Raw genomic sequence first — 24,351 nt, 5'->3', positions numbered from 1 at the left:
CTCGTAGCCAGCGCGCCCGCTTCGCGCGCCCGGTCCGCGCAAGATACTTAGTTTCACTAACCAAGGCATCGCAGTCTCGCACTGCGTGACGGCATCGTCGTGCCGACGCGCGGCGCCTGGTCGTACCTGCCGTACCCGCGACCCGCCCCGGGCGCGGTTCCAACCTAACCGTAGCAAGAGGTGAACACATGCAGACAGCACGCAAGGCATTGCCGCTCGCATTGAGCATCGCACTGGGTCTCGGCATGGTGCATGGCGTCGCGGCACAGTCGAAGACCGGCAACCCGCAGGCCGAGAACCTGCGCGAGAGCCTGACGCGCGGCGTGGCCAGGGCCGCCGCCGGCGGCGAGGCCGCGCCGAGCAGCACCGGCGCGGTGTCGGTCACGCTCGCGAATCCGGCTTACCGCGTGAAGAAGACCGCCTCGACGCCCGAGGCGACCGCCCGCGATTTCCTGGCCACGCAGGCCAGGCAGCTCGGCCTGGACGCGACCGCGCTGGCCGGCCTCGAGCTGGTGTCGCAGCGCCAGGACCCGGATTTCACGGTGGTGCGGCTGCGGCAGGTGGCGGCGGGGCTGCCCGTCTACGGCAGCGAGATCGCCGTGACGATCGGCAAGGACGGCAGCGTGCTGTACGTCGCCAGCAATGCGATCGGCGGCGTGGCGCCCAAGGCGTCCAAGACGCAGGCGGTGGACCAGCAGCAGGCGCTCGATCGCGCACGCAGCTATCTCGGCATCGGCGAGCTGCGCAACGCCGAGGCGCAATTGGTGGCGTTCCGCGACGCGGCCGGCACGCACACGGCCTGGAAGGTGCGCGGCCGGCCCGACGGCGGCCCGAAGGGCGATTGGGAACTGCTGATCGACGCGACCAGCGGCGAGGTGCTGCGCGCCGAGGACAAGGCCTTCTACGCCGTCGACGGCTCGGGCTACGTGTTCCGCCCCGATCCGCTGTCCTCCACCAAGAGCAGCTACGGCAGCACCGGCTACAAGGACAACAACAACGCCGATTCCACCCAGCTGAGCGCCGCGCGCGTGCGGGTGACGCTGAAGGACCTGAAGCAATCGGGCGCGAGCTATTCGCTGTCGGGACCGTTCGCCTCCTGTGTCGACTTCGATGCGCCGCGCGACAACGCCTGCCCCGTGCAGTCCTCGCCGGCCTTCGAGTTCACGCGCGGCAACCTCTATTTCGAGGCCGTCAACGCCTACTACCACATCGATACCTTCCTGCGCTACGTGAACCAGACGCTGGGCATCAAGGCGCTGCCCTACCAGTACACGGGCGGCGTGCAGTTCGATCCGCACGGCGAATCGGGCGACGACAACTCGGCCTATTCCTCGGGCAGCGGCCAGCTGACCTTCGGCCAGGGCGGCGTGGACGACGCCGAGGACGCCGACGTGGTGATCCACGAACTGGGCCACGGCATCCACGACTGGATCACCAATGGCGGGCTGTCGCAATCGGAAGGCCTGTCGGAAGGCGTGGGCGACTACCTGGCGGCCGGCTACAGCCGCGACTTCAACCAGTGGAGCCCGTCCGACGCGCAGTACAACTGGGTCTACAACTGGGACGGCCACAACGAATTCTGGCCGGGCCGCGTGACCAACTACAACGTCGGCCGCACCTATGCGCAGATCCGCAGCTCCGAGATCCACACGGCCGGCCAGTACTGGGCCTCGTGCAACCTGGTGGCGCGCGACGCGATCGGCGGCCAGGCGATGGACAAGGCCTTCCTGAAGGGCCTGTCGATGACCAACGGCTCGACCAACCAGAAGGCGGCCGCGCAGGCCGTGATCACGGCGGCCTCGGCGCTCGGCTACAGCAGCACGCAGATCAACGCGATCGCGAACGCCTACAACAAGAGTTGCACCTACGCCGTGACGGTGCCGCAGAAGTCCTGAGGATCGCCTGGCCGGTGCGTGCCGCGCGACCCGCGGCGCGCGCCGATTTCTCGACATCATGACCCTTGACGGGACGACCATGCCTCTACCGAAACCGAAACACCTGGCGCTCGCGCTGTGCGGCGCGCTGTTCGCGGCCGCGGCGCACGCGGCGCCGGTCTGGATCACGCTCGGCGATCCGGCCTTCCAGCAGCTCCGGCAGCTCGATGCCGGCGCGGCCTCGCTCTACAGCACCACGCTTTCCGCCGGCAAGACCGCCGACGGCGCCGCGCACGAGGAGACCGTGCATATCGCGCGCGTCGACGACGCCGTGCTCGGCGAGCTCGCCTACGCCGTGCATCACGGGCGCGGCCACGGGCCCGGCTTCATCGTGCACGATTCCTTCGACGCGGCGCGGCGCGCGCTGCAGCCGGCGCCGCAGGCCAAGCAGGCCGAGGCCGCCGCCGACTTCGCGCTCGCCAGCGCCCAGCCGATCGCGGTATGGGTCCAGCAACTGCAGGCCAGCAACATCGTCAGCACCATCACGGCGCTCTCGACCAACTTCACCAATCGCTACTACACCACCTCGCATGGCGTGGCCGCCTCGAACTGGCTGGCCCAGCAGTGGAAGCAACTGGCCGGCTCGCGCGGCGACATCACGGTCGAGCAGTTCACGCACAGCAAGTGGGCGCAGAAGTCGGTGATCCTGACCATCCAGGGCAGCGACCCGTCGGCGGGCACGGTGGTGCTGGGCGGCCACCTCGATTCGACGGTCGGCCGGACCTCGGAGAACACGCGCGCGCCGGGCGCCGACGACGATGCTTCCGGCATCGCCAGCCTGACCGAGGCGCTGCGCGTGATGCTGGCCAACAACTACAAGCCGAAGCGCACCATCAAGTTCATCGGCTACTCGGCCGAGGAAGCCGGCCTGCTGGGCTCGAACGAGATCGCGAAGCAGTTCCGCGCGCAGAACGTCAACGTGGTGGGCGTGTTGCAGCTCGACATGACGAACTACAAGGGCGACGCCAAGGATATCTACCTGATCACCGACTACACGAACGCTGCGCAGAACAGCTATCTGCAGACGCTCGCGAAGACCTACCTGCCGGAGCTCTCGGTGGGAACCTCGGTGTGCGGCTATGCGTGCTCGGATCATGCCTCGTGGACCGCGCAGGGCTATCGCGCCTCGTTCCCGTTCGAGGCCGACCAGAACGACAGCCCGTATATCCATACCGTCAACGACACGCTGGCGAATTCGGACCGGCAGGCGAACCACGCGCTGAAGTTCGGCAAGCTGGCGCTGGCCTATGCGGTAGACCTGGGCGACGGCGCGGCGGCGAAACGCTAAGGCAGGCGGCGGCGCGACCTCCGGGTCGCTGCCTGCCGGCGGCATGGCGCAGGTAGACAAGTGTGTGACGTTTTCGTGACGTTTCGGATTGCGGGGCGTCTGCACAATCGACGCTGCCGCAGCGATCCTCAGGAGCCTTCCATGCCGAAATCCGTCCGGCGCCTTGCCGCCGCCAGCCTCGCCCTGTTCGCCTTCGCCGCCTCGGCGGGCGCCACCGACCTGGCGCACTGGCCGCCCGAGGCGGCGCGCAAGCTCGACGCGATGATCGCCGCCCACGCCAATCGCGGCGACTACGCGGTATTCGACGCCGACAACACCACCTACCGCTACGACCTGGAGGAATCGCTGCTCCCCTACCTGGAGCAGAACGGGCGGCTCACGCGCGAGACGCTCGATCCCTCGCTGAAGCTGATCCCCTTCAAGGACACGCCCGACTACCGCGAATCGCTGACCAGCTACTACTACCGGCTCTGCGAGATCGACGACCTGGTCTGCTACCCCTGGATCGCCCAGGCCTTCTCGGGGCTGTCGCTGGCCGAGCTGAAGACGCAGATCGACGCCATGCTGGCCACGCGCAAGCCGATCCCGATCCGCTACTGGAGCGGCGACAAGGTGGAGGAGGGCACGGTCGAGCCGCCGCGCTTCTTCACCGGCATGCAGGAGCTGTACAACAAGCTGCGCGAGAACGGCATCACCGTCTACGTGATGACGGCCGCGCACGAGGAACTCACGCGCATGGTGGTGGCGGATCCGAAATATGGCTACAACGTCAAGCCGCAGAACGTGATCGGCGTGACCACGCTGCTGCGCGATCCGCAAACGCAGGCGCTGACCACCTCGCGAATCCAGATCCGCAAGGGCGACTACGACGAGATGCGCAACCGTTCGCTGGTGATCACCCCCTACCTGATGAACCCGATGACCTGGTACGAGGGCAAGCTCGGCTCGATCGTCGGTTATATCGACCAATGGAAGAAGCCGGTGCTGGTGGCCGGCGATACGCCGATATCCGATGGCTACATGCTGCTCAATGCCACCGACGTCGAACATGGCGGCGTGCGCGTCTGGGTCGACAAGAAGGACAAGAACCTGAAGGAGATGCGTCGCTGGCGGACGGAAGCGGCGGCACGGCAGAAGGCGCTCGGGCAGCGTGTGACGGCCGATCGCAACTGGATCGAGGTGAAGCCCGACGCGATCCAATAGTTCCGCGCGCCACGACAAGGCGCCTGCTCCCCATCCTTCCTCGCTTCACCTGCAAGCGCCGGCATGCCGGCGCTTGTTCGCTTCATCACCTTCCCCCCATCGATATCAGCTGCCTGCCAGGCCGCGTCGCCGCTTCGTTCGTCTTGATTTTGTAACCTTAAAAATATACTTTGACAGGTTACTTATGACGATGCTACGTTACGCCCACGGTTGATCGACATGACCCGGGAAGCGCCCCGCATCGGGCTGGGCGCCCCTCGTTTCCTCACTTTCAGAAGGCAGACATCACCATGACTACCCCGGTCGAAATCGTCCAGAACTTCTACGCGGCGCTGGAGCGCGGCGACGCGCCCCAGGCGCTCGCGCTGATGGCCGACGACATCGAATGGACCACGATGTGGCATTACCAGGTGAAGGAGCGCGGGCCGCAGGCGGTGGCCGAGGGGTTGCTGGCGCCGCTGATGGCCGAGTGGTCGAGCTTCCGGATCGCGCCCACCGAATTCGTGAGCGAGGGCGAGACGGTGGTGTCGATCGGGCGCTTCGTCGGCACGCATGGCGCGACCGGCAAGACCGCCGATGCGGGTTACGCGCATGTCTGGACGGTGCGGAGCGGCCGGATCGCGCGTTTCCGCCAGTACATCGACACCAAGGCCGTGGCCGACGCACGCATCTGATCCGATCGACACGTTCGGGACCGCCGGATTGCAATCTATTTGCTTAGGAGTATGGATGAACAAGAATCGAACGCCGATGAAGCTGCTGGCCCGGCTCGGCGCAATGCTGGCGGCCGGTGCACTGGCCGGCGTGCTCGGCACCTCGGCTGCCTCGGCCGAGCCCGCCACGACGCCCTCGGATGCCTCGACCACCACCTACCACCGCGCCGAGGTGGACGGCGTCGGCGTGTTCTATCGCGAGGCGGGGCCGAAGGACGCGCCGGTGGTCGTGATGCTGCACGGCTATCCGTCGTCGTCGAAGCAATACGCATCGCTGATCCCGCTGCTGGCGACGCGCTACCACGTGATCGCGCCGGACTACCCCGGCTTCGGCGAAAGCGATGCGCCGCCGCCGTCGCGCTATGCCTATACATTCGATCACCTGGCCGAAACCACCAATGCCCTGCTCGAACAACTCAAGCTCGGCCGCTACACGCTGCTGATGCAGGACTATGGCGGCCCGTTGGGCTTTCGCATCGCCGAGGCGCATCCCGAGCGCGTGCGGGCCCTGGTGATCCAGAACGCGAATGCCTACCAGGAAGGGCTCGGCAAGAACTGGCAGGCGATTGCCGGCTACTGGGCCGATCGCGACGCGCATCCCGAGGTGCTCGACAACTTCACCTCCTTCGTGCTGACGCGCAACCGCCACATCATCGGCAGCCCGCATCCCGAGCGCTACGATCCGCAGGCCTGGCTCGACGAATACGCCTTCCTGTCGAAGCCGGGCGAGCGCGAGATCCAGGGCGACCTGATCTACGACTACCGCAACAATGTCGCCGCCTACCCGCGCTGGCAGGCCTGGCTGCGCGAGCACCGGCCGCCTGCCCTGGTGATGTGGGGCCGCTACGATCCCTCGTTCCTGGTGCCGGGCGCGCTGGCCTATCGGCGCGACCTGCCCGATGCGCAGATCCACGTGCTCGACGCGGGCCATTTCGCGACCGACGAGCAGGTCGACCGGATCGCCCAGCTGACGCTGGCCTTCCTCGACACGCTCAAGGACTGAAGCCGGGACGCCCGGCGCTTTCGCCCTGCTCGATTTTCTCCTACAGTAACGGGGCCCCGGCGACCGCGCGCCGGGGGAGCCCGCAACATCGACAACAACGAAGAGAGAGCAGAGGCGATGACTACCAGCAAGCGTGGCGACCACCTGTTCGCCGCCGGATTGCTGAAGGCAATCCGGGACGTGGCGGACATGATGATCCGCTCGAAGATCGGCGATACCAGCGAGGGGCGCGTGCTGCATGCCAGCGTCGCCTCCCTGCAGCGCAGCCTGACGGGCGGCGCCTTCGATACCACCGTCAACCGGGGCCGGATCGTGACCGGCTCCGATCCGCATTCGGTCGCCTTCGGCCGCGCCAGCCGCGATTTCACCCAGTCGATGAGCAGCCTGGTGTTCGTCCTCGAGCACCGGCGCGATCTGGGCTCGGAGAAGGACCAGGCCAAGCGCAACGAGCTGGTGATGCAGGCCGCCAAGCTGGTGACCGACGCCAAGCTGTACGCGGAACTGGCCGTCAAGCGGATGTTCGATGCCGCGATCGATCCCGAGGTACTCAAGCAGATCACCCAGGGCGCCGGCGACAAGCCGCGCGATACCGAGATCGCGAACGCGCGTTCCGCGCTGCAGCAGGTGCGAGGGGCGATCCTGGCCGGCATCGGCAAGATGTGAGCGCGCCAGCGGCCGGCGCCGGTGCCGGCCGTTCCAGGCACGCGCTTGCAGGCTTCAGGCCGCCACGCGCGCGGCCTGCGCCGCCAGCGAAAGCCGGATCCCCTCGGCATACGGCGTCTTGCGGATCGGCCCGATCAGCTTCTGCAAGGCCGTGTCGTCGAGGATCAACGGCTCCGTCATCAGGTAGTTCATTTCCACCAGCTCGCGCATCATCGGGCTGAACAGCCCCAGCACGCGCAGCATGGTCTTGTTCGCCACGCGCAGCTTCAGTTTGCGGCCGGTCTGCCGCTCGATCTCGTCGAGCAGGACGCGCTGGCTGGTGGTACCCGCGCCGGCCAGGTGCCAGATCCGGCCATAGGCGGCGGGCGTGTCGAGCAGCCGTTCCACCACCGGCCCCACGTCGGGCACGAACACGAATTCGTGGTCGCGATCGAGCGGGCCCAGCAGCTCGGCGGTGCCGCCCTCGACGGCCGCGCGGATCGCGCCGTGCAGCATGCTGGCCGTCACGCCCGGGCCGTAGAAGTCCGGCAGGCGCAGCACGGTGGCCTCGATGCGGCCCTCGGCGTGCGCCTCCATCAGCAGGTCCTCCTGCGCCTTGCGCATCCTGCCCTTGAACGTGTGCGGCTCGCGCGGATGATCCTCGCGCACCGGGTTGGCCTGCGCCCGTCCATAGGGGTAGACGGTGCCGATCAGCACGATGCGCTTGACGCCGGCCGCCACCGCGCCGTCGATGGTCTTGCGCATCAGGGCCGGGTGCAGTTCGAACTGCCAATAATTGACGCCGACCAGGTAGACCAGGGTGTCGATGCCCGCCGCGGCGGCCTCGATCGAGCCCGGCGCATCCGGATCCCAGGTGGCGATCTCGGCGAGCGGGTCGTCGCCGAAGCCGGCTTGCAGGGCCGCCGCGTTGCGCCCGACCACGCGATAGGGACGTTGCGAGGCGCGCAGCGCGGCGGCGATGCTTTGGCCGATGGCGCCGGCGGCGCCGAACAGGGCGATTTTCGACATATCGAGGCTCCTTGTTGTCGGCGGCCCGCTGCCGCCTTCGATGCCTTGCAGTGTGGTCTTCCCGCGCCTAAATGAAAATTGGCTAATATCGTGGCTCATCCATACATAAATGCATATCATGAGCGACGCTGAAGTGGCCCCGGCGGCAAGCCGCGAGCCCAACTGGGAGTGGTACCGCAGCTTCCTGCAGGTGCTCGACACCGGCTCGCTGTCGGCGGCGGGGCGCGCGATGGGCCTCGCCCAGCCCACCGTCGGCCGCCATGTCGAGAGCTTGGAGGCCGCGCTGGGCCTCACGCTGTTCACGCGCTCGGTGGACGGCTACGCGCCCACCGACGCCGCGCGCGAGCTGCAGCCGCACGCGGCGGCCATCGCCGCCTCGGCGGCCGCGCTGCGGCGTGCCGCGAGCGGCCATGGCGACGGCGTGCGCGGCACGGTGCGGATCACCGCCAGCGAGGTGGTGAGCGTCGAGGTGCTGCCGCCGATGCTGGCCGCGCTGCGCGAGGCGCATCCGGCGCTGCGCATCGAGCTGATGCTGTCGAACCGCGTCGACGACCTGCTGCACCGCGAGGCCGACGTCGCCGTGCGCATGTTCCGGCCGGAGCAGGCCGCGCTGCTGGTGCGCCGCGCCGGCAGCATCGAGATCGGCCTGCATGCGCACCGGGCCTACCTCGCGCGGCACGGCACGCCGCGCACGATGGCCGAGCTGTCGCGCCACACGCTGATCGGCTTCGATCGCGAGACGGCCTTCGTGCGTTCCCTCAGCCACCGCATCGCGCCGCTCACGCGTGAGGATTTCGCGCTGCGCACCGACAGCGATCTCGCGCAACTGGCGGCGATCCGCGCCGGCTTCGGCATCGGCCTGTGCCAGGTGGCGCTGGGCGCGCGCGATCCCGAGCTGGTGCGCCTGCTGCCGCGCACGATCTCGCTGACGCTGGACACCTGGGTGGCGATGCACGAGGACCTGCGGCGCAGCGCGCGCTGCATGGCGGTGTTCACGGCGCTGGCCGAGGGACTGGGCCGCTACGCGCGCGGCACGGCCTGAACCGGCGGCGCCGCATGGCGGCGATCCGGCGAGCCTGCCGGAATTCGCGGCGTGGCGCATCATGCGTCATGGCCCGGCAGCGTGGTCCGACACTTACAGGCTGTCAGTTCGCCGCCCCGCGCCGTCCGCGCCGCGCGTGACTGCGATCTCATGCGAAGCTGGCGCGCGGGCCGTTGTTCTTGCTACGCTAGCCCCGCTGGCCCGGCCGGTGCGAGGCGCGCCGATCCGCCCCCCGATCGCTTGCCGGGGCCGCGCCGGATTCGATGAGGACATGCGTCGGGAACACGACGCTCATGAAAGGAGACATGCGATGTGGTTCGTCGGAAAGAGCGAGCTTCTCTCGCTGATTGAAAAGAATTGCCTGGAAGACGTGATGCCCGCGTTCAGCGATCATCGGGCGCTGCGCAAGAACGCCGTGGTCTATCGTCCCGACGAACGCAGCGACTACGTCTACCTGCTCAAGGTCGGCCACCTGCGGCTCTACCGCATCACCGAGGACGGCCAGGAGATCACGCTGTCCTTCATCAAGGCCGGCATGATCTTCGGCGACGGCGACGTGCTCAACGAAGCCGGCTATTCGCACTACGCGCAGACGCTCACCGATTGCCGGATCTGCTACATCAACAAGGCGAACTTCCGCGACCTGCTCGATCGCTACCCGGTGATCAGCCGCTTCGTGCTGCGCAGCCACCACCAGCGCTGGCAGGAGGCGCAGCGCCTGATCGAAAACCTCTCGCTGCACGACGTGCGCAAGCGCCTGGTCAACATCCTGTCGATGTTCGCCGGCCAGATCGGCAGCCCCTTCGTCCACGAGGGCAGCGGCGGCGCGCTGCTGATCGACCTGCCGATCGCGCAGGACAAGCTGGCGGACTTCATCGGCACCTCGCGCGAGTCGGTCAACCGGCACCTGAGCGACCTGAAGGCCGAGGGCCTGGTCGACACGCACCAGCGCAAGATCGTGCTCACGCCGCTGTTCGTCTCGCGCCACCTGCCCGAGCTGGACCTGCCGGCCATGCCGCCGGTCGCGGCCGGCGCCGCGCTGGCGAAGCCGGCCTATCGCGACGAGATCAAGCCCACCTCAGCCAACGCTTGAGGCGCGTTCGCGCCCGGCCAGCGCCTGCCTGAGCGCCGCCACGCCGCTCGCGGCGCTGGACAGCACCGGCACGCGCAGCGTGCCGAGCGAAGGCTGCAGCCGCGCCATCGACACCTGCGCGAGCACGATCACGTCCACCTGCTCGGCCAGTTCCAGGATGGTCTGCTTGAGGATCGCGTCGTGGCCCACGGTGTCGCCTGCCAGCAGCGCCTCGAAGGCGGCTTCCGCGACGCGTTCCACCACCCGCGCCTCGCGCGCGGCCTGCTGCGCCTTCTTGCGGATCAGGCGCACGGTCGGCTCGAGCGTGGTCGGCACGGTGGCCAGCACGCCGATGCGCGGCCCGATGCGGCTGGCCTCGTCGGCCATCGCCTCGTCGATCTTCGCGATCGGCGTGTCGATCATGCCGCGCAGCACGTCCACCGCCTCGCCCACCGAGGAGCAGGCGTTCAGGATGTAGTCGGCGCCCATGGCCTGGGCGTTCGCCATGTAGGTATAGAGGCGCGCGGTGACGGCCGGCGTCAGGTGGCCGGCGGCGCGCACGTCGTTGAGCAGGCTGTCGTCGACGATGTTGATCATGCGCGCGTCGGGAAGCTGCTGCCTGAACTGGTCCTTGAGCGGCTGCACCGTGACGGGGCCGGTGTGGATGACGACGATGGTGGTCATGTTGTCTGCGATTCCCTTGAATGGTCGATATGCGGAGTGCGTGGCTCAGGCCGTGGCGGCCGCCATCACCCGTTCCTGGCTGGCCTCGTCGCGCGCGAAATCGCCGGTCACGCGGCCTTCGCGCACCACCAGGATCCGGTCGCTGATGGCCAGCACTTCCTGCAGGTCCGAGGAGATCGCGATGATCGCCACCCCCTGTTCGGCCAGGCGCGTCAGCAAGGCGTGCACCTCGGCCTTGGCGCCGATGTCGATGCCGCGCGTGGGCTCGTCGACGATCAACAGGCGCGGCTGGCGCGCGAGCCATTTCGCCAGCACCACCTTCTGCTGGTTGCCGCCGCTCAGGTTGATTACCTTCTGCTCGATCGACGGCGTCTTCACGCCGAGCTCGCGCACGAACTCGCGGCAGCGTCGCGCTTCCTCGGCATGCCTGACGAACTGCCAGGGCGAATAGGATTCGAGATGCGTGAGGCTGAAGTTCTCGCGGATGCTCATGCCGGCCACCAGGCCCTGGCCCTTGCGATCCTCGGTGGCGAAGCCGATGCCGTGCGCGATCGCGTCGTGCGGGCCGCGGATCGCGACGGGCCTGCCCGCCACGCGAACCTCGCCCGAGGCGGGGCGCATGCCGAAGATCATCTCCATGATCTCGGTGCGCCCGGCGCCCACCAGCCCGGCGATGCCGAGGATCTCGCCGCGATGCACGCGAAACGACACGTCGCGCACCCAGCCGGGCGCGCCCTTGCGCGAACGCATCGACAGGCCTTCGACCTCGAGCACCACCTCGCGCGTCGCGTGCGAGGCCGATTTCGCGTAGAGCTCGTCCAGCTCGCGATCCACCATCTTGCGCACCAGCCAGGCCCGGTCCACCGCGGCCATCGGCGCGTCGGCCACCGTGCTGCCGTCGCGCAGCACGGTGACGCGATCGGCCAGCTCGAACAGTTCCTCGAGCCGGTGCGAGATGTAGACGACGCCGATCTCCCGCGCGCGCAGCCTGGCGATCAGCTCGAGCAGCAGGCGCGTCTCGTGATGGCTCAGCGAGGCGGTGGGCTCGTCCATGATCAGGATGCGGGGCTGGCAGGACACGGCCTTGGCGATCTCCACCATCTGCTTCTGGCCCACGCTGAGCTCGCCCACCAGCCGGCGCGGGTCGATCGTCATGCCGATGCCGGCCAGCAGCTCGCGCGCCTCGCGGTTCATGCGCGCGCGATCGACGAAGCCGAGGCGGTTGAGCGGTTCGCGGGCGAGGAAGATGTTCTCGGCGATGCTCAGGTTGTCGACCACCGACAGCTCCTGGTAGATGATGCCGATGCCCAGCGCGCGCGCATGATGGCTGTCGGCCAGCACCACCGGGCGGCCCTCGACGGCGATCGTGCCGCCCGCGTCGGGCTGCAGCACGCCGGTCAGGATCTTCATCAGGGTGCTCTTGCCGGCGCCGTTCTCCCCGGCCAGCGCCAGCACCTCGCCGCGCGAGACGTGCAGGCTCACCTGGTCGAGCGCGCGCACGCCGGGGAAGGTCTTCGAGATCCGGCTGACTTCGAGGTAGGGTGTCATCGGCTGCCTCGCGCCAGGCGCTCGCGGCGGGCACGGGCCGCCGCCCGCGCCGCGTGCCTCGTGTTTCCCGGCTGCCCGTGAGCTCGCATCGGGCTCATTTGCTGTAGCTGCCGAGGTTGTCCCTGGTCACCACCGTCACGCCCGTGTCGATGTCCTTGGCGCCGGCCTCGGTGCCTTGTATCTGCGCATACAGGTGCTCGACCGCGAGGCGGCCCATGGTCACCGGCCGCTGCACGATGATCCCCTGGATCAGGCCATCCTTCACGCCCTTGACGGTATCGGGCAGGTCGTCGAAGGCCAGTACCTCGAGCTTGCCCTTCTGCGCGCCGAACTCGCGCGTGGCCAGCACCTTGGCGACGGCCGGGCCGCCCACCTGGCTGACGCCGAAGATGCCTTTCAGCTGCGGATGGGCGCGCAGCGTGGTCTCGACCACCGAGACGCCGCGCGCGAGATCGTCGTCGGTGCCCTGCGTCTCGACGATCCTGATGCCGGGATACTTGGCCAACTCCTGCTTGATGCCGGCGATGCGCTCGTTGAGGTTCACGGCGCCGAGCTGGCCGGTGATGATCGCCACCTCGCCGCTGCTGCCGATCGCGCGCGCCATGGTGGCCGCCATGGTCGCGCCGGCCGCGACATTGCTGGTGCCGATGTACATCGAGCGCCCGCTGTTGGGCGAATCCGAATCGTAGGTCAGCACCTTGATGCCGTTGCGCTGCGCCTGGCGGATCACGCTCTCGACCGACTTCGGCTCGTTCACCGAGATCGCGATGCCGTCGACGTGGCGCGCCATCAGGTCCTCGATGATGCGCACCTGGGTCGAGCCCTGGGTGTTCTGCGGCACCACCCACTGGTACTGCACGCCGAGCTTGTCGGCCGCGCCCTTGGCGCCGGTGTTGCAGTCGTCGAAGAAGGGCACGGCGACCTTCGGGATCACGGCGATCGAGATGGATTTCGCATCCTTGGCCGCGGCCGCCTGCGCGGCCAGGCCGCCCAGCGCGGAAGCCGCGAGGAGGATGCCCAGGCCCTTGGCCAGGGTGGTGCGAAGCAGACCGGATTTGCTCATGGTGTGTCGAGAAGGAGGGAAGGGACGTTCAGGGATGCGCGACCGAACTCATCGCGCCTTGCGGCGCAGCCGCCAGATATCGATGCTGACCGCGATCAGGATCACGCAGCCGGTGATGGTTTGTTGTGCGTAGGTATCGATGTTGAGCAGCACCACGCCGTTGGCGATGATGCCGGCCAGCGCGGCGCCGATCACCGCGCCTTCCACGCTGCCGATGCCGCCCGACAGGCTGGCGCCGCCGATCGCGGCGGCCGCGATCACGTCGAGCTCGGCGCCGAAGCCGGCGGCCGGCTCGGCCGACACGAAGCGCGAGAAGCTGATCACGCCGGCCAGCGCGGCGATGGTGCCCGACAGCAGGTAGACCAGGAACTTGACGCGCCGCGTGCGCACGCCGCTCAGGTGCGCGGCCGTCTCGTTGCCGCCGGTGGCGTAGACGTGCCGGCCGAAGCGGGTCCGGCGCATGATCACGGCGAAGCAGGCGGCCAGCGCGGCCATCACGATCACCGGGAACGGAATGAAGCCGAGGTAGCCCTGGCCGAGGAAGGTGAAGCCGTCGGGCACGTCCGGCGTGACCGGCACGCCCTTGGTGATGATGTACATCAGGCCGCGGCCGATGCTGAGCGTGCCGAGCGTGGCGATGAAGGGCGGCAGCTCGATGCGCGTCACCAGCAGGCCGTTCACGGCGCCGGCCAGCATGCCCGTCACCAGTCCCGCCGCCACCGCCGCGAGGCTGCCCAGGCCGTGCTGGAAGGCCAGCGCGGTGACCAGCGAGGACAGCCCCATCACCGAGCCGACCGACAGGTCGATGCCGCCCGTCACGATCACCAGCATCATGCCGATCGCCATGATGGCCGTGAGCGAGAAGGAGCGGAACACGCCCATCAGGTTGTTGGTGGTGAGGAAGTACGGCGAGAACAGGCTGATCAGCACGCCGACCGCGATCAGCACCGCGAGGATGTTGAATTCGCGCACCCCGAGGCAGGCGCGCAGCAGGGCCGGCAGGCGCGCTTCGCGATGGGTGTCGAGGTGGCTGGGAATGGCTTTCAACGCGGGTCTCCTGGATCGTGCACGGCTGTCGTTCGTCGATGCGGCAAGCATACGAGCAGGTCCGAACGGGAAACTGTGACGCCCGTCATACAAGCGGATCGGGGTTGTCCCGGAGGCGAGCGCCGCCAGACGCGTGCCAGGCCGCGCACGATCCCGACAAGCCGGGCCGGGCTATGACGGACGTCACAGATTCGCGGCGGCTTCCGTCGCTAAGATTGGCGAAGCGGCGAACGCGTGGGCGCTCGCCATGTGACCCCGATCTGAAGGAGAGCATCAGATGACGAAGCGCGTGATAGTGACCGGCGGCAGCGGCCTGGCCGGGAAATGGGTGGTCGAGAACCTGGTCGAGCACGGCCATGAGGTGATGAACCTGGATCGCGTGCCGATGGCCAAGCGCACCGCGCGCACGCTGATCACCGACATCACCGATGCCGGCCAGGTGTTCAACGCGCTGGCCTCGAGCACGGCGCCGGTGGAGTTCGCCGATGACCTGGAGCCGAAGCCGATCGACGCGATCGTCCACTTCGCCGCGATCCCCCGCATCATGGTGACCCCCGACAACGAGGTGTACCGCATCAACGTGATGGGCACCTACAACATCCTCGACGCGGCCGCGAAGCTGGGGATCCGCAAGGTGATCCTGGCCTCCAGCGAGACCACCTACGGCGTGGTGTTCGCCCATCGCCACCGCGATCCGGCCTATTTCCCGCTGGACGAAGATTACCCCGTCGATCCGATGGACAGCTACGCGACCTCGAAGGTGGTCAACGAGGTGACCGCCAAGGCCTTCCAGGCACGCACCGGCGCCGACATTTACTGCTTCCGGATCGGCAACGTGCTCGACCCCGAGGACTACGCGAAATTCCCGGGCTGGCTGAAGGACCCGGCGCTGCGCAAGCGCATCGCCTGGAGCTATATCGACGGGCGCGACCTGGCCGAGGCCTGCCGGCTCGCGATCGAGACCGACGGGCTCGGCTTCGAGATCATGAACGTGGCGGCCGACGACGTGTCCTCGGACCTGCCGAGCCGCGTGCTGCTGGAGCGCTATTACCCCGGCGTGCCGGTCAAGCGGCCGATCGGCGAGTTCGAGACGCTGCTGAGCAACGAGAAGCTCAAGCGCCTGCTCGGCTGGCGCCAGCAGCATCAATGGCGCGAGGAAGTGAAGCGCTTCGCCTGAGCGGCCCGGGCCGTGCCGCCGTCATCGTCGTGACAACAAGCTGTCGTAATCTCGACACTTTTTACGGGCGAGCCCTCGCCCCTTCCGACGATGTCGATCACGGTTGATTTTCCCGCGCCGGTGCGCGACTGGATCCTGCAGAACCTGACGCGCGGTGTCGACGCGCAGGCGCTCGTCAAGGAGCTGGTCGGGCACCAGAGCGCGCCCGAGGTGGCGGCCGCGATGGTCGAGGCGGTCACCGCCGCGCTGATGTACGGCACGCCGCTGCCCGCGGACAAGCTGGAGGTGGGCGGCGCGCGGGCCGGCTACGAGCCCGCCGCGCTACGGGTGCCGGCCGGGCCGCTGATCCGGCTCGGCCAGCACGAGACACGCGTGCTGTTGCGCCTGCAACGGCCCGCCGCGGTGCTGCTCGACGGTTTCCTCAGCGCGGGCGAATGCAGGCAGTTGATCGAGCTGGCGCGCCCGCGCCTGAACCGCTCGACGGTGGTCGATCCGGTCACCGGCCGCAACATCGTGGCCGGCCATCGCAGCAGCGACGGCATGTTCTTCCGCCTCGGCGAAACTCCGCTGATCTCGCGCATCGAGCAGCGCATCGCCGCGCTGACCGGCTTCCCGGTCGAGAACGGCGAGGGCCTGCAGATGCTGCATTACGAGGCCGGCGCCGAATCGACGCCGCACGTCGACTACCTCGTGCCGGGCAACCCGGCCAATGCCGAATCGATCGCGCGCAGCGGGCAGCGCGTCGGCACCCTGCTGATGTACCTGAACGATGTCGAGAGCGGCGGCGAGACGCTGTTTCCGCAGGTCGGCTGCTCGGTGGTGCCGCGGCGCGGCCAGGCCTTCTATTTCGAGTACGGCAACGGCAGCGGGCGTTCCGACCCGGCCTCGCTGCATGCGAGTTCGCCGATCGGTTCGGGCGACAAGTGGGTGGCCACCAAGTGGATCCGCACGCGGCGCTTCGTGCCCCGCATCGACGCGGCCGAGCCGGGCATGAAGTAAGGCGGCGCCTGCGCCGCCAGCCTCGCGCGGCAGGCTCGGGCCGCGCGTGCAGGAGCGGGAGGCGGGCGCGCTGGCCCGCCTTGCCGCCGCCGCGGGGCCGGCTTCAGCGCTGGAAGATCTCGTCGGCGACCCAGCCCTTCGGCGTGAGATGCATGCCTTCACGCAACTGCTGCGTGCCCTGGCCTTCGATCACGCGCTGCACCATCGGGTAGACGCGCAGGAAATCCGGGTTCTTCGCGAACGGCGCCGGATCGATCCTGTAGGTGTAGAGCACCGAGGTCATGGTCTCGCCGTTGCGCTGCACCGGCTTCTCCCAACCCACCACCTTGTCGAGCGTGAGCGTGGCCACGCAGAAATCGGCCGGGTGCGTGACGCGCGTCATCGCGGTCGCGGTCACTTCCGGAATGTGCAGGTAGTACTTCTGGCCTTCGGCCGTCAACTGGTACTGGCGTGCATGCGCGACCAGCTTCTTGCCCTGGTCGTGGCCGTCCACCAGCATGTCCTTGCCCGTCACGATGCCGAGCTTCTCGAGCACCGGCAGTTGCAGCGAATCGGCGCTGTGGCCGGCCTTGTCCTCGTCGGTCACGTAGATCGGCCAGTCGTACTTGCCCAGGCAGAGGTGGCCGCGCTTGGCGAGGAAGTCGTTGACGGCGGCCGTGAAGTTCTCGCGGCTGGCGTCCTGGGGGCTGGGGCTGGCGTGGACGGCGGTGGACAGCATCACGGCGAGCAGGGCGGCGGAAAGACGTTGGATCATGAGTGGCAAGCGGTTCGGAAAGTCGGGAAAAACGGCCCGGCCCGCCGCGCATCGAGCGGGCGGGCCGGGCGACAGGAGGTGCTCAGTTCACGCAGTCGCCGGAGCTCGGCGCGGTGGCCGGCGCCTGGTAGCCGTCGCTGAGCGTCTTCATGAAGCAGACCAGGTCGGCGATGTCCTTCTGCGAGAGCTGCGGCGCCGAGTGGAAGCTACGCGCCTGGGCGCCGTCGGCGGCGGTGGTGCCGCCCGCGTCGGTCTGGCCCTGGCCCATCGGCAGCTCCTCGTCGATGTTGCCGCGATAGTCGGCCGGCAGGTCGTTGAAGCGGTTGACGGTGGCGCCGGCGAGGTAGGTCGGCTGCAGCGCGAAGCTCGGGTTGCTGGAGGGCGCGCCGGTGCCGCCGGTGGCCGGGTACCAGTACTCGGGGTTGGTATCGCGCGTGTTGTAGAAGTTCACCACCTGCACCAGCGAGTGGAACACGCCGTTGTGGAAGAAGGCGTTGCGGGTGGCCACGTTGCGCAGCGTCGGCACCTTGAAGCGGCCGCAATACGGGTCCGGCACGTTCACGCCGGTGAACGAATCGGGGCCGGCGCCGCTCGATGCCGTGCCGGGCACGTGCAGCGTCGCGTAGGGGCCGCAGAGGCCCATGTCGAAGAAGCTCGCGTCCGCGTCGGCCGGGATCGGATTCGGGTTGCCGGGGATCGAGGTGTCGTTGCGCGGCGCGCCGATCGCCTGGTAGGTGAAGTCCGTCATCAGCCCGGTCGAGCCGTTGAAGTTCGCGCCCACGTAGTGGCAGGCCGCGCAGCCGGCGCCCTTGCTGGTGTCGTTGAACAGTTGCAGGCCGCGCGTCTCGGCGGCGGTCAGCGTGCCGCCGATCTTGTTGCCGATGTAGAGGTCGAACTTGCTCGAGTAGGGCGCGAAGGATTCGTCCTCGTTCTGGTACTGCTGCAGCGCGTCGCCGATCGCGTTGAAGGCGTTGGTGGTGTCGCCGAACACCGCGTTGCCGTAGACCTGCTGGAACAGCGCGGCATAGGCGCCGTTCTGCACGGCCTTCACCACCGCGTCCGGCGAGCTGTTGTTCATCTCGATCGGGTTCAGCAGGGGCAGGCCCGCCTGGGTCGCCAGCGAGGTGGCGCGGCCGTCCCACATGAAGCCGCCGCCGGGCGCGTTCTGCGTGACGCCGTCCGGGTTGTCGGCATTGTCGTTGTAGGGCGGCGTCATCGACTTGTAGCGCAGCGAGGGCACCGCGCGCACGCCGGCCTGCGACGGATCGGAGCCGAGCTGCACCGACAGGCTGTTCGGCGGCCCGTAGGCATAGGCCGGGTCGTGGCAGCTCGCGCAGGCCATGTTCTTGTTGCCCGACAGGGTCTTGTCGAAGAAGATCTTCTCGCCGAGCTGCGCCTTGGGGCTCAGCGTCGAGGCCGCGGCGCTGCTGCCGCCGGCCGGCGCCGAGGCGCCCGACGAGCCGGAGGCGCCGCCGCCGGACGAGTCGTCGCCGCAGGCAGCCAACAGCGCGGTAAGTACACAGATCAATGCAAGAGATAGCGTGCGCATGGCGGTTATCTTCTTCTGGTCAGGCATTCGGTTTGTCGTTCGGCGCGGCCGGTCGCGCGAGGCGCGGTGCCGGGTGGCCGGACAGGGTCATCAACGAAATCGCCGGGCGTGCCCAAGGGCCTGCCCGGCTTCACTACGCAAGCGTTCGGAGCGGGGAGGGGCCGCCCGTTCGGGCCGGCCCCTCCCCGCGGACGCGGGACTTACTGGATCGCCCAGATGTTGGTCTGGGTCTTGTCCGGACCCGGCTGGCGATTCGCTTCCTGCGTGCCGATGATGTCGGCCGGATTGAGCTTCTGCGTGTAGCCGGCAGGCGTGATGTACGCATGGTTCATCGGACGGACCGAGTCGAAGTGCGTATCGGCGCTGCTTGCCAGTTCCGGCAGGTTCAGGATGTTCTGCGCGATGAAGCTCTCCGTGTACTTCGCGCGGGCGAGGTAGGTGAACTCCTGGCCCGGTGCCGGGTCGGCGAGCTGGAACATGTCCTGCATCGTGCGGACCAGCGAGAAGTGGCTGTACGCGTCGCTATCCTGGATACCCTGCGGACCATGGTTGGTGATCACGCCGAAGATCGAGTTGCCGTGGCCGTGGTTGCCGTGGTTGTAGACCGTGGTCACCGTCGGCGTGTACGTGCCGTTGGCGAACGTGAGCGGCTCGGCCTTGCTGGTCTGCGACGGGTTCCAGCCGCAGCACGAGGTCGAGCTGCCTTCGCCTTCGTCGAACATCACGACGATCGCCACGTGGCGCTTCGGGTTGTTCCAGATCGGCGATGCCTGGATCTTGCTCACCACCTGCTGGACGTACGAGTCGCCGCGCTTGACCAGGTTGTCGCCCTTGCAGGTCGGGTCGTTGCCCGTGCCGTGCATGTCGTCGCACTGGTCGGGCACGATGAAGTTGATCGCGCCCACGTCGCCGTTCGCCAGGTCGGTGCTGAACTGGTCGAAGTTGTAGTTCTGCGGGACCGGGTACACCGAGGTGTTCTGGATCGCGCTGGCGTACTGCGTGCCGAAGAGCGTGCGGTTGCTGGCGAAGAAGTCCGGCAGCGAACGCGCGGTCTGGTAGGCCATGCCCGGGTGGTGCTTGGTCTTGTACAGCGAGCTCGGCATCGCGATCGCCGGGCTGGTGATGCCGGCGGTCGTGGTGCCTGCCGCGCCGTTGTAGCCGGCCACCACCGCCGCGTCGGCGATGCTGTCGGTACGCACGTCCTGGCCCGGGTTCATCGACTCGCTGTAGGTACGCCAGGTCAGGCCCGAGTTCGTCAGCAGCGTGAACAGGTTCGGTGCCGTGATGTTGTGCGCAGCCGTCGTCGTGCCGGCAGGACAGGTGCCGAAGCTGGACAAGGCGCTCGTCTGGGTCGGCGTGCCGGCCGGCGTCGCCACCAGCGGCTGGCCGTCCGATGCCGTGCCGCCCTTGAACGCGGCGTCCGTCAGCGAGGACGTGTCGACGCCGCAGCCCCACCAGTTGTCGTCGGTGATGCCCCAGTCGTCCGCGCCGCCCAGTGCCGTGTAGTTCGGCTCGGACGGGTTGCCGGTCGAGTAGTAGGTGGTCGCCTGGTTCCACTTGCCGGTGTTGAAGTCGAGGTTGCCGGCGATGTACGGCGCGTCGCCCGAGCCTTCGATACCGATCGTGCCGCCCGTGGTGGTCCCGATCGAGCGGTTCTCGAGCATCAGGATGAACACGGCGTCGTAGCGCGGGATGCCTTCCACGTTGAAGGCGGCCTGCTGGGCCTGCGCGAAGGTGATCGGCGCCTGCGTCTGGGTCGGCGTCACGAGCGTGGCCGAGCTGATGCCCTGCAGCTTCGCCAGCGAGGGATCGCCGCCGGCAATCGCGAGGTTGTCCGGGTACAGGTCGCCGCGATCGATCTTGGTGGTCGCGTAGGTGTAGCGGTTGCTCAGCGCGTTGTCCTCGTAGAGGATCGCGGCCTGCTCGGCGCCCGAGAGCTTGCCGGCGTCGGCGAGCACGTCGGCGGCCGGGACCGTGACGGACGAGGCCGCGTTGGCCACGCCGGCGCCGCTCAGGCGCGTGGCGAGGTTGGCCTTCTCGGTGGCGTAGTTGCTGTTGTTGGCTTCGACCAGGCGCTGCACTTCGCTCGACATCGGGCTGATGACGATGTTCGCGCCTTGGTCGGCGACCTGGGCGGCGGAGGCGCGCAGCACCAGGTGGCTGGCCACGGCGCTGCCGGCGGCCGTGTTGGTGGCCTTGGTGCTGATGTCGGCGAGCAGTTGGCCGGTGGCGTTCGATGCGACCTTCAGCGTGAACTGGCCCTTGGCGTCGGTGGTGGCGACCGGGTCGCTGCCATCGCACTTGCCGTTGCCGTTGACGTCGAGGCACACCGTGGCGCCGGCGTAGTAGCCGGCCTTGATGACCGGGTCGCCGGTGGTGCCGCCCGGCACGAGGGCCGAGGCGGCCACGGTGCCGGTGAGCGTCTTGGTCGAGGTGGTGGTGCCGCCGTTGCCGTTCGATGCGGAGGACGAATCATCGTCGCCGCCGCAGGCAACCAGCATGCTGGCTGCCGCGATCGAGGTCAGCAGGAGGGGAATGCGTAGCTTTGAACTAACCGACATTTTGGGGTCCCTGTGGGTTGATGAGTTCTTCTTGCGTTCTCACGAAAGCCGATCCGTGAACTTTTTGTCGGGGCGAATTATTGGAGCGGGCTATTTACGTTTTCGTGACAGGGATCGCCGGGGAATTCTGACTATTCGGCCATTTTTTAATAAAAAAGCAATAAAACCATCATATGGATCGTAAGGTTTGAAATGATGTGAAGATGCGGCTTATTACGAAGTGCTTTCCATTGTGGCGATGAGGCTTCCGGTATCGATGAGGGCGGCCGCGGGTACCGTGGCGGGCGCGGAAAACGCTCGGTGATGCTGAATTTCCAGGGGTTTTTTCGGATTTCCAGGGGCCGTCGCATGGGACGATCGCCTCGGTGGGCGCCGGGCAGGGCGATCGAGCGCGGCGTGGAGTATGAGGAAAGATGTCGAAATGGAAAGCTATTGTTAATGATCGTGGTGTGATTTTTGAAAGTTGTTTAGGCCGGGGCGCGAATCAAATCGAGCCTGTAATTTTTCGCGAGAAAAGCAAAGAATCAGATTACGGACGATTACGTTCGGGGTTGACGCGTGCCGGTTGCGGCACGGATCGAGGCGATCGCGGCAGCGGCGGGGCGATGGACGAGGCGAGGCCGCCGGGTCGTCCTCGTGCTGCCCGGGCGGATTTTTCCCGCCCGCCCGGCGTCTCGTTCGCGAGCGCTTGCCGATCGATCGGTGTCGATCGTGCCGGCCCGGCATCTCGCGATCCTCGATATCGAGCGCTGCCGCGCGGCCCGCATGCTGGATCAGCAGTTCGAAGTGATGAATGCCGGCCGGCGTCGATGCTCGCCGCGCGGCAATCGCGGATCGCCACTTGCGCCATCAAAGCGATTCTTTGCATAATGCCGAAAAATATTTTAATGATATCCGGCCTGAAACCAATTCCAGCGCTTGTCTTTCTCTGCGATCGCAGCTTTCAAGCTTGAAACAAGCGGCTTATTCATTGATTAAATCGGATTCGAGGCCGATTCTTCGCATCCATCGCCGGTACCGGTGCCATTGACCGGTGCGCCGGCCGCCGCGCCCCGCCAGACGGACATCTCCGGCGTATGGTGCCGGGCCGGCGCCGCACCGGCACGCGGCAATCGAGCTTTAGCCAATCTAAAGCTGCCGAAAAAAATCTAGCTTGTTCCCTTTGTTTCGCATTGGTAATCTGCCCTCCGACGTCAGATTTATATCGATTTATTAATCGACCTTCCGATTCTTTTCGATTCGCGAGACGATTGACAATCGAGACGAAACGAAAGCCGCCCGGCGCGGGCCCCAGCCCGCCGGTGGATGAACCTTCAAGCAAGCGGAGTCGCGATTGGTGTCAGTCGATTACAAGGCGGTTCGTCAGGCGGCGAACCGGGCGATCGAGGAATTCGCCGGCAACCGTGTGTTCAGCGCGCTCGACGCGGGCAAGTGGAGCGTGACCGATTACCAGCACCTGCTGCTGACGTTGTTCTACCAGATCTACCAGGGCTCGATGTCGTTCGCGGCGGCCGCCGCCAATTGCCCGACGCGCCTGACCGAACTGCGCGAATACCTGGTGGCGCATGCGCACGAGGAAATCCCGCACTACAAGTGGATCCTCGACGATCTCTATTCCACCGGCTACCAGGGCCCGGATCCGAAGACGCTGCTGCCGCAACCCTCGGCGATGGCCTACGTGGCCTTCAACGTGCACAACGCGCTGCATATGCCGGGCACGCGCCTGGCCAGCTCGATCGTGCTGGAAGGGATCGGCCAGCGCTACGGCGCCTGGTTCGGCAAGCTGGTGCTGGAAAAGACGCCGCTCAAGCACGAGAACCTGAGCTTCTTCTTCTCGCACGGCGAGACCGACAAGGAACACGTGGTCGAGCTGTGGGACATCATCGATCGTTCGCCGCTCAACGAGGAGGAAGTGCGCTGGATGGCACATGCCTCCTACGTGGCGGGAACCTTCTACAAGCGCATGTGGGACGACTCGCTCCACTACGTCGAATACCGCTGATCGCGGCGCGGCACCCGGGCCGGCACGTGCCGCCGGCCCCAGCGCGAGCGCATGCGATCGCCGTGCATCCATTGCGTGGTACCGAATAACAGCCAGGGAGCCATGACTCCCGCATTCCGAGGAAGCCGAGGGATCACGATCCCGACGCGACAGCAACGAGGGGCGAAAAGCCCCCGAGAGGGCGAAAAGCCCCTGAACCTGAGAGAGCGCCGACGGGCAAAACCCGCGGCAAGAGCGAGGGGCACCAGCCTCCGAACCTGAGAGAACCCGAGCGGCGCCAGCCCTCGGAAAACGAGAGTACTGCCTATGCCGGAAGATGAATCGACCGTCGTGGAAGCGCTTGCGCCAGCCTGGGCCCCCCCCGGGCTGGCGCCATCCGATGCCTTCCCGCAGTTCACGGTACGCACGCTGGATCGCGACGATCCGCAGTCGATGCACGAAGTGGGTGGTTTGTGGCAACGCGTCTACGGCGCCGAGCGCGGCTTGCTCGAGGTCGAGGACGACGTGCATGCCGTGGAGGACGACTATCACGCCAGCGGCGACTATCTGGCGGTGTTCGTCCGGCAGCACGCCGGCGCGGCGGAAATCATGATCGCGACGGTGCGCGTGGTGGGCGATTCGCGCGTCGGCCTGCCGATCGAGCGGTTCTTCCCGCTCGGCCCGCTCAAGCGCTATACGCAACTGGTCGAGCCGCAGCGGCTGATCGTCGATCCCGCCTGGCGCCGGCGTCGTTTCGACAGCGCGCCGTATGGCCTGTCGGGACTGTTGTTCAAGGCCGTGGTCAAGCGCTACCTGGTCGGCGGCTTCAACACCACGCTGGTCATCGACGCCTTTTCCGACAGTCGCGAAAGCCCCCTGCACGCCTTCCTGCAGATGGGCGCCCAGCGGCTCGGCGCATCGTTTCACGACAGCGAGCTTGCCAGCGAGACGCCCAGCGTGGCGCTGCTCTGCTCGCTGCTCGACATCACCACCCAGGCGCTGCGTGCCGACAAGTCACGCTTTGCCCGCTACCTGCTCAAGCGCGGCCAAGGAGATTGACGC

Annotated in this window: 21 protein-coding genes; 13 read left to right on the top strand and 8 right to left on the bottom strand. The window is 67.4% G+C overall.

Translation table 11 applies throughout. From position 1 onward, the window contains the following. Positions 1-188 precede the first annotated feature (188 nt). The 6 genes from BM43_RS11650 to BM43_RS11625 all read left to right on the top strand — a co-directional run bounded on the left by BM43_RS11650 (position 189) and on the right by BM43_RS11625 (position 6,804). The gene (locus BM43_RS11650; protein ID WP_036055478.1) at positions 189-1,895 is read left to right on the top strand and encodes a M36 family metallopeptidase; all 1,707 of its coding nucleotides are present in this window, start codon (positions 189-191) and stop codon (positions 1,893-1,895) included. A 79-nt stretch (positions 1,896-1,974) separates the two neighbouring features. Continuing rightward, positions 1,975-3,222, top strand: a complete 1,248-nt coding sequence (locus BM43_RS11645) for a M20/M25/M40 family metallo-hydrolase (RefSeq protein WP_036055479.1) — start codon at positions 1,975-1,977, stop codon at positions 3,220-3,222. 141 nt (positions 3,223-3,363) lie between these two features. Beyond that, positions 3,364-4,425: an HAD family hydrolase gene (locus BM43_RS11640; protein WP_025097835.1), complete on the top strand. Its 1,062-nt coding sequence runs from the start codon at positions 3,364-3,366 to the stop codon at positions 4,423-4,425. Between the two features lie 290 nt (positions 4,426-4,715). Further along, positions 4,716-5,099: a nuclear transport factor 2 family protein gene (locus BM43_RS11635; protein WP_052409094.1), complete on the top strand. Its 384-nt coding sequence runs from the start codon at positions 4,716-4,718 to the stop codon at positions 5,097-5,099. Between the two features lie 55 nt (positions 5,100-5,154). Further along, positions 5,155-6,141, top strand: a complete 987-nt coding sequence (locus BM43_RS11630) for an alpha/beta fold hydrolase (protein WP_080741977.1) — start codon at positions 5,155-5,157, stop codon at positions 6,139-6,141. A gap of 117 nt (positions 6,142-6,258) precedes the next feature. Beyond that, positions 6,259-6,804 carry a hypothetical protein gene (locus BM43_RS11625; protein ID WP_036055482.1) on the top strand — a complete coding sequence of 182 codons (546 nt, stop codon included), beginning with the start codon at positions 6,259-6,261 and terminating at the stop codon, positions 6,802-6,804. A 54-nt stretch (positions 6,805-6,858) separates the two neighbouring features. Here the strand turns inward: BM43_RS11625 and BM43_RS11620 are convergent, their stop codons facing one another. Beyond that, a complete protein-coding gene (locus BM43_RS11620) occupies positions 6,859-7,812 on the bottom strand; it encodes an NAD-dependent epimerase/dehydratase family protein (protein ID WP_036055483.1) in 954 nt (317 codons plus the stop codon). A gap of 109 nt (positions 7,813-7,921) precedes the next feature. Between BM43_RS11620 and BM43_RS11615 the strand changes: the two genes are divergently transcribed. Then, positions 7,922-8,854, top strand: coding sequence for a LysR family transcriptional regulator (locus BM43_RS11615; protein ID WP_042284029.1), 933 nt, complete (start codon positions 7,922-7,924; stop codon positions 8,852-8,854). Positions 8,855-9,164: 310 nt separating this feature from the next. Continuing rightward, positions 9,165-9,947, top strand: coding sequence for a Crp/Fnr family transcriptional regulator (locus BM43_RS11610; protein WP_013691266.1), 783 nt, complete (start codon positions 9,165-9,167; stop codon positions 9,945-9,947). Here the strand turns inward: BM43_RS11610 and BM43_RS11605 are convergent. The 4 genes from BM43_RS11605 to BM43_RS11590 all read right to left on the bottom strand — a co-directional run bounded on the left by BM43_RS11605 (position 9,933) and on the right by BM43_RS11590 (position 14,268). After that, positions 9,933-10,610, bottom strand: coding sequence for an aspartate/glutamate racemase family protein (locus tag BM43_RS11605; RefSeq protein ID WP_036055484.1), 678 nt, complete (start codon positions 10,608-10,610; stop codon positions 9,933-9,935). The two genes, BM43_RS11610 and BM43_RS11605, sit on opposite strands and share 15 nt — an antisense overlap. 45 nt (positions 10,611-10,655) lie before the next feature. Continuing rightward, the gene (locus tag BM43_RS11600) at positions 10,656-12,158 is read right to left on the bottom strand and encodes a sugar ABC transporter ATP-binding protein (protein ID WP_036055485.1); all 1,503 of its coding nucleotides are present in this window, start codon (positions 12,156-12,158) and stop codon (positions 10,656-10,658) included. 94 nt (positions 12,159-12,252) lie between these two features. After that, entirely contained in the window at positions 12,253-13,221 is a 969-nt protein-coding gene (locus BM43_RS11595; protein WP_172535059.1) for a sugar-binding protein, read from the bottom strand. A gap of 48 nt (positions 13,222-13,269) precedes the next feature. Further along, positions 13,270-14,268, bottom strand: coding sequence for an ABC transporter permease (locus BM43_RS11590; protein WP_013691262.1), 999 nt, complete (start codon positions 14,266-14,268; stop codon positions 13,270-13,272). 277 nt (positions 14,269-14,545) lie between these two features. On the opposite strand from BM43_RS11590, the gene BM43_RS11585 reads away from it, so the two are divergent. Beyond that, on the top strand, positions 14,546-15,445 hold the full coding sequence (locus tag BM43_RS11585; protein ID WP_036055486.1) for an NAD-dependent epimerase/dehydratase family protein: 900 nt from the start codon (positions 14,546-14,548) through the stop codon (positions 15,443-15,445). 90 nt (positions 15,446-15,535) lie between these two features. After that, positions 15,536-16,444, top strand: coding sequence for a 2OG-Fe(II) oxygenase (locus BM43_RS11580; RefSeq protein ID WP_013691260.1), 909 nt, complete (start codon positions 15,536-15,538; stop codon positions 16,442-16,444). 103 nt (positions 16,445-16,547) lie between these two features. Here BM43_RS11580 and BM43_RS11575 read toward each other — a convergent pair whose 3' ends face one another. From BM43_RS11575 to BM43_RS11565, 3 genes are all read right to left on the bottom strand, one after another. Next, complete coding sequence (locus BM43_RS11575) at positions 16,548-17,198, bottom strand: hypothetical protein (RefSeq protein WP_013691259.1); 651 nt, start codon at positions 17,196-17,198, stop codon at positions 16,548-16,550. A gap of 82 nt (positions 17,199-17,280) precedes the next feature. Next, positions 17,281-18,747: a cytochrome-c peroxidase gene (locus tag BM43_RS11570; RefSeq protein ID WP_036055487.1), complete on the bottom strand. Its 1,467-nt coding sequence runs from the start codon at positions 18,745-18,747 to the stop codon at positions 17,281-17,283. A gap of 200 nt (positions 18,748-18,947) precedes the next feature. After that, positions 18,948-21,308: an alkaline phosphatase family protein gene (locus BM43_RS11565; protein ID WP_036055488.1), complete on the bottom strand. Its 2,361-nt coding sequence runs from the start codon at positions 21,306-21,308 to the stop codon at positions 18,948-18,950. A gap of 413 nt (positions 21,309-21,721) precedes the next feature. Here BM43_RS11565 and BM43_RS40315 point away from each other — a divergent pair, with 413 nt between their 5' ends. From BM43_RS40315 to BM43_RS11555, 3 genes are all read left to right on the top strand, one after another. Continuing rightward, the gene (locus tag BM43_RS40315; protein WP_144417647.1) at positions 21,722-22,261 is read left to right on the top strand and encodes a hypothetical protein; all 540 of its coding nucleotides are present in this window, start codon (positions 21,722-21,724) and stop codon (positions 22,259-22,261) included. 383 nt (positions 22,262-22,644) lie between these two features. Further along, positions 22,645-23,310 (top strand): iron-containing redox enzyme family protein, encoded by a 666-nt coding sequence (locus BM43_RS11560; RefSeq protein WP_226284752.1) that lies wholly within the window; start codon positions 22,645-22,647, stop codon positions 23,308-23,310. Between the two features lie 306 nt (positions 23,311-23,616). Beyond that, entirely contained in the window at positions 23,617-24,348 is a 732-nt protein-coding gene (locus tag BM43_RS11555) for an N-acyl amino acid synthase FeeM domain-containing protein (RefSeq protein WP_036055490.1), read from the top strand. Positions 24,349-24,351: the final 3 nt, after the last annotated feature.

It is taken from the genome of Burkholderia gladioli, assembly GCF_000959725.1.
GTDB classification, from domain to species: domain Bacteria; phylum Pseudomonadota; class Gammaproteobacteria; order Burkholderiales; family Burkholderiaceae; genus Burkholderia; species Burkholderia gladioli.
The sequence above is the reverse complement of the archived record's forward strand: the minus strand, read 5'-3'. Positions and strand labels throughout refer to the sequence as shown.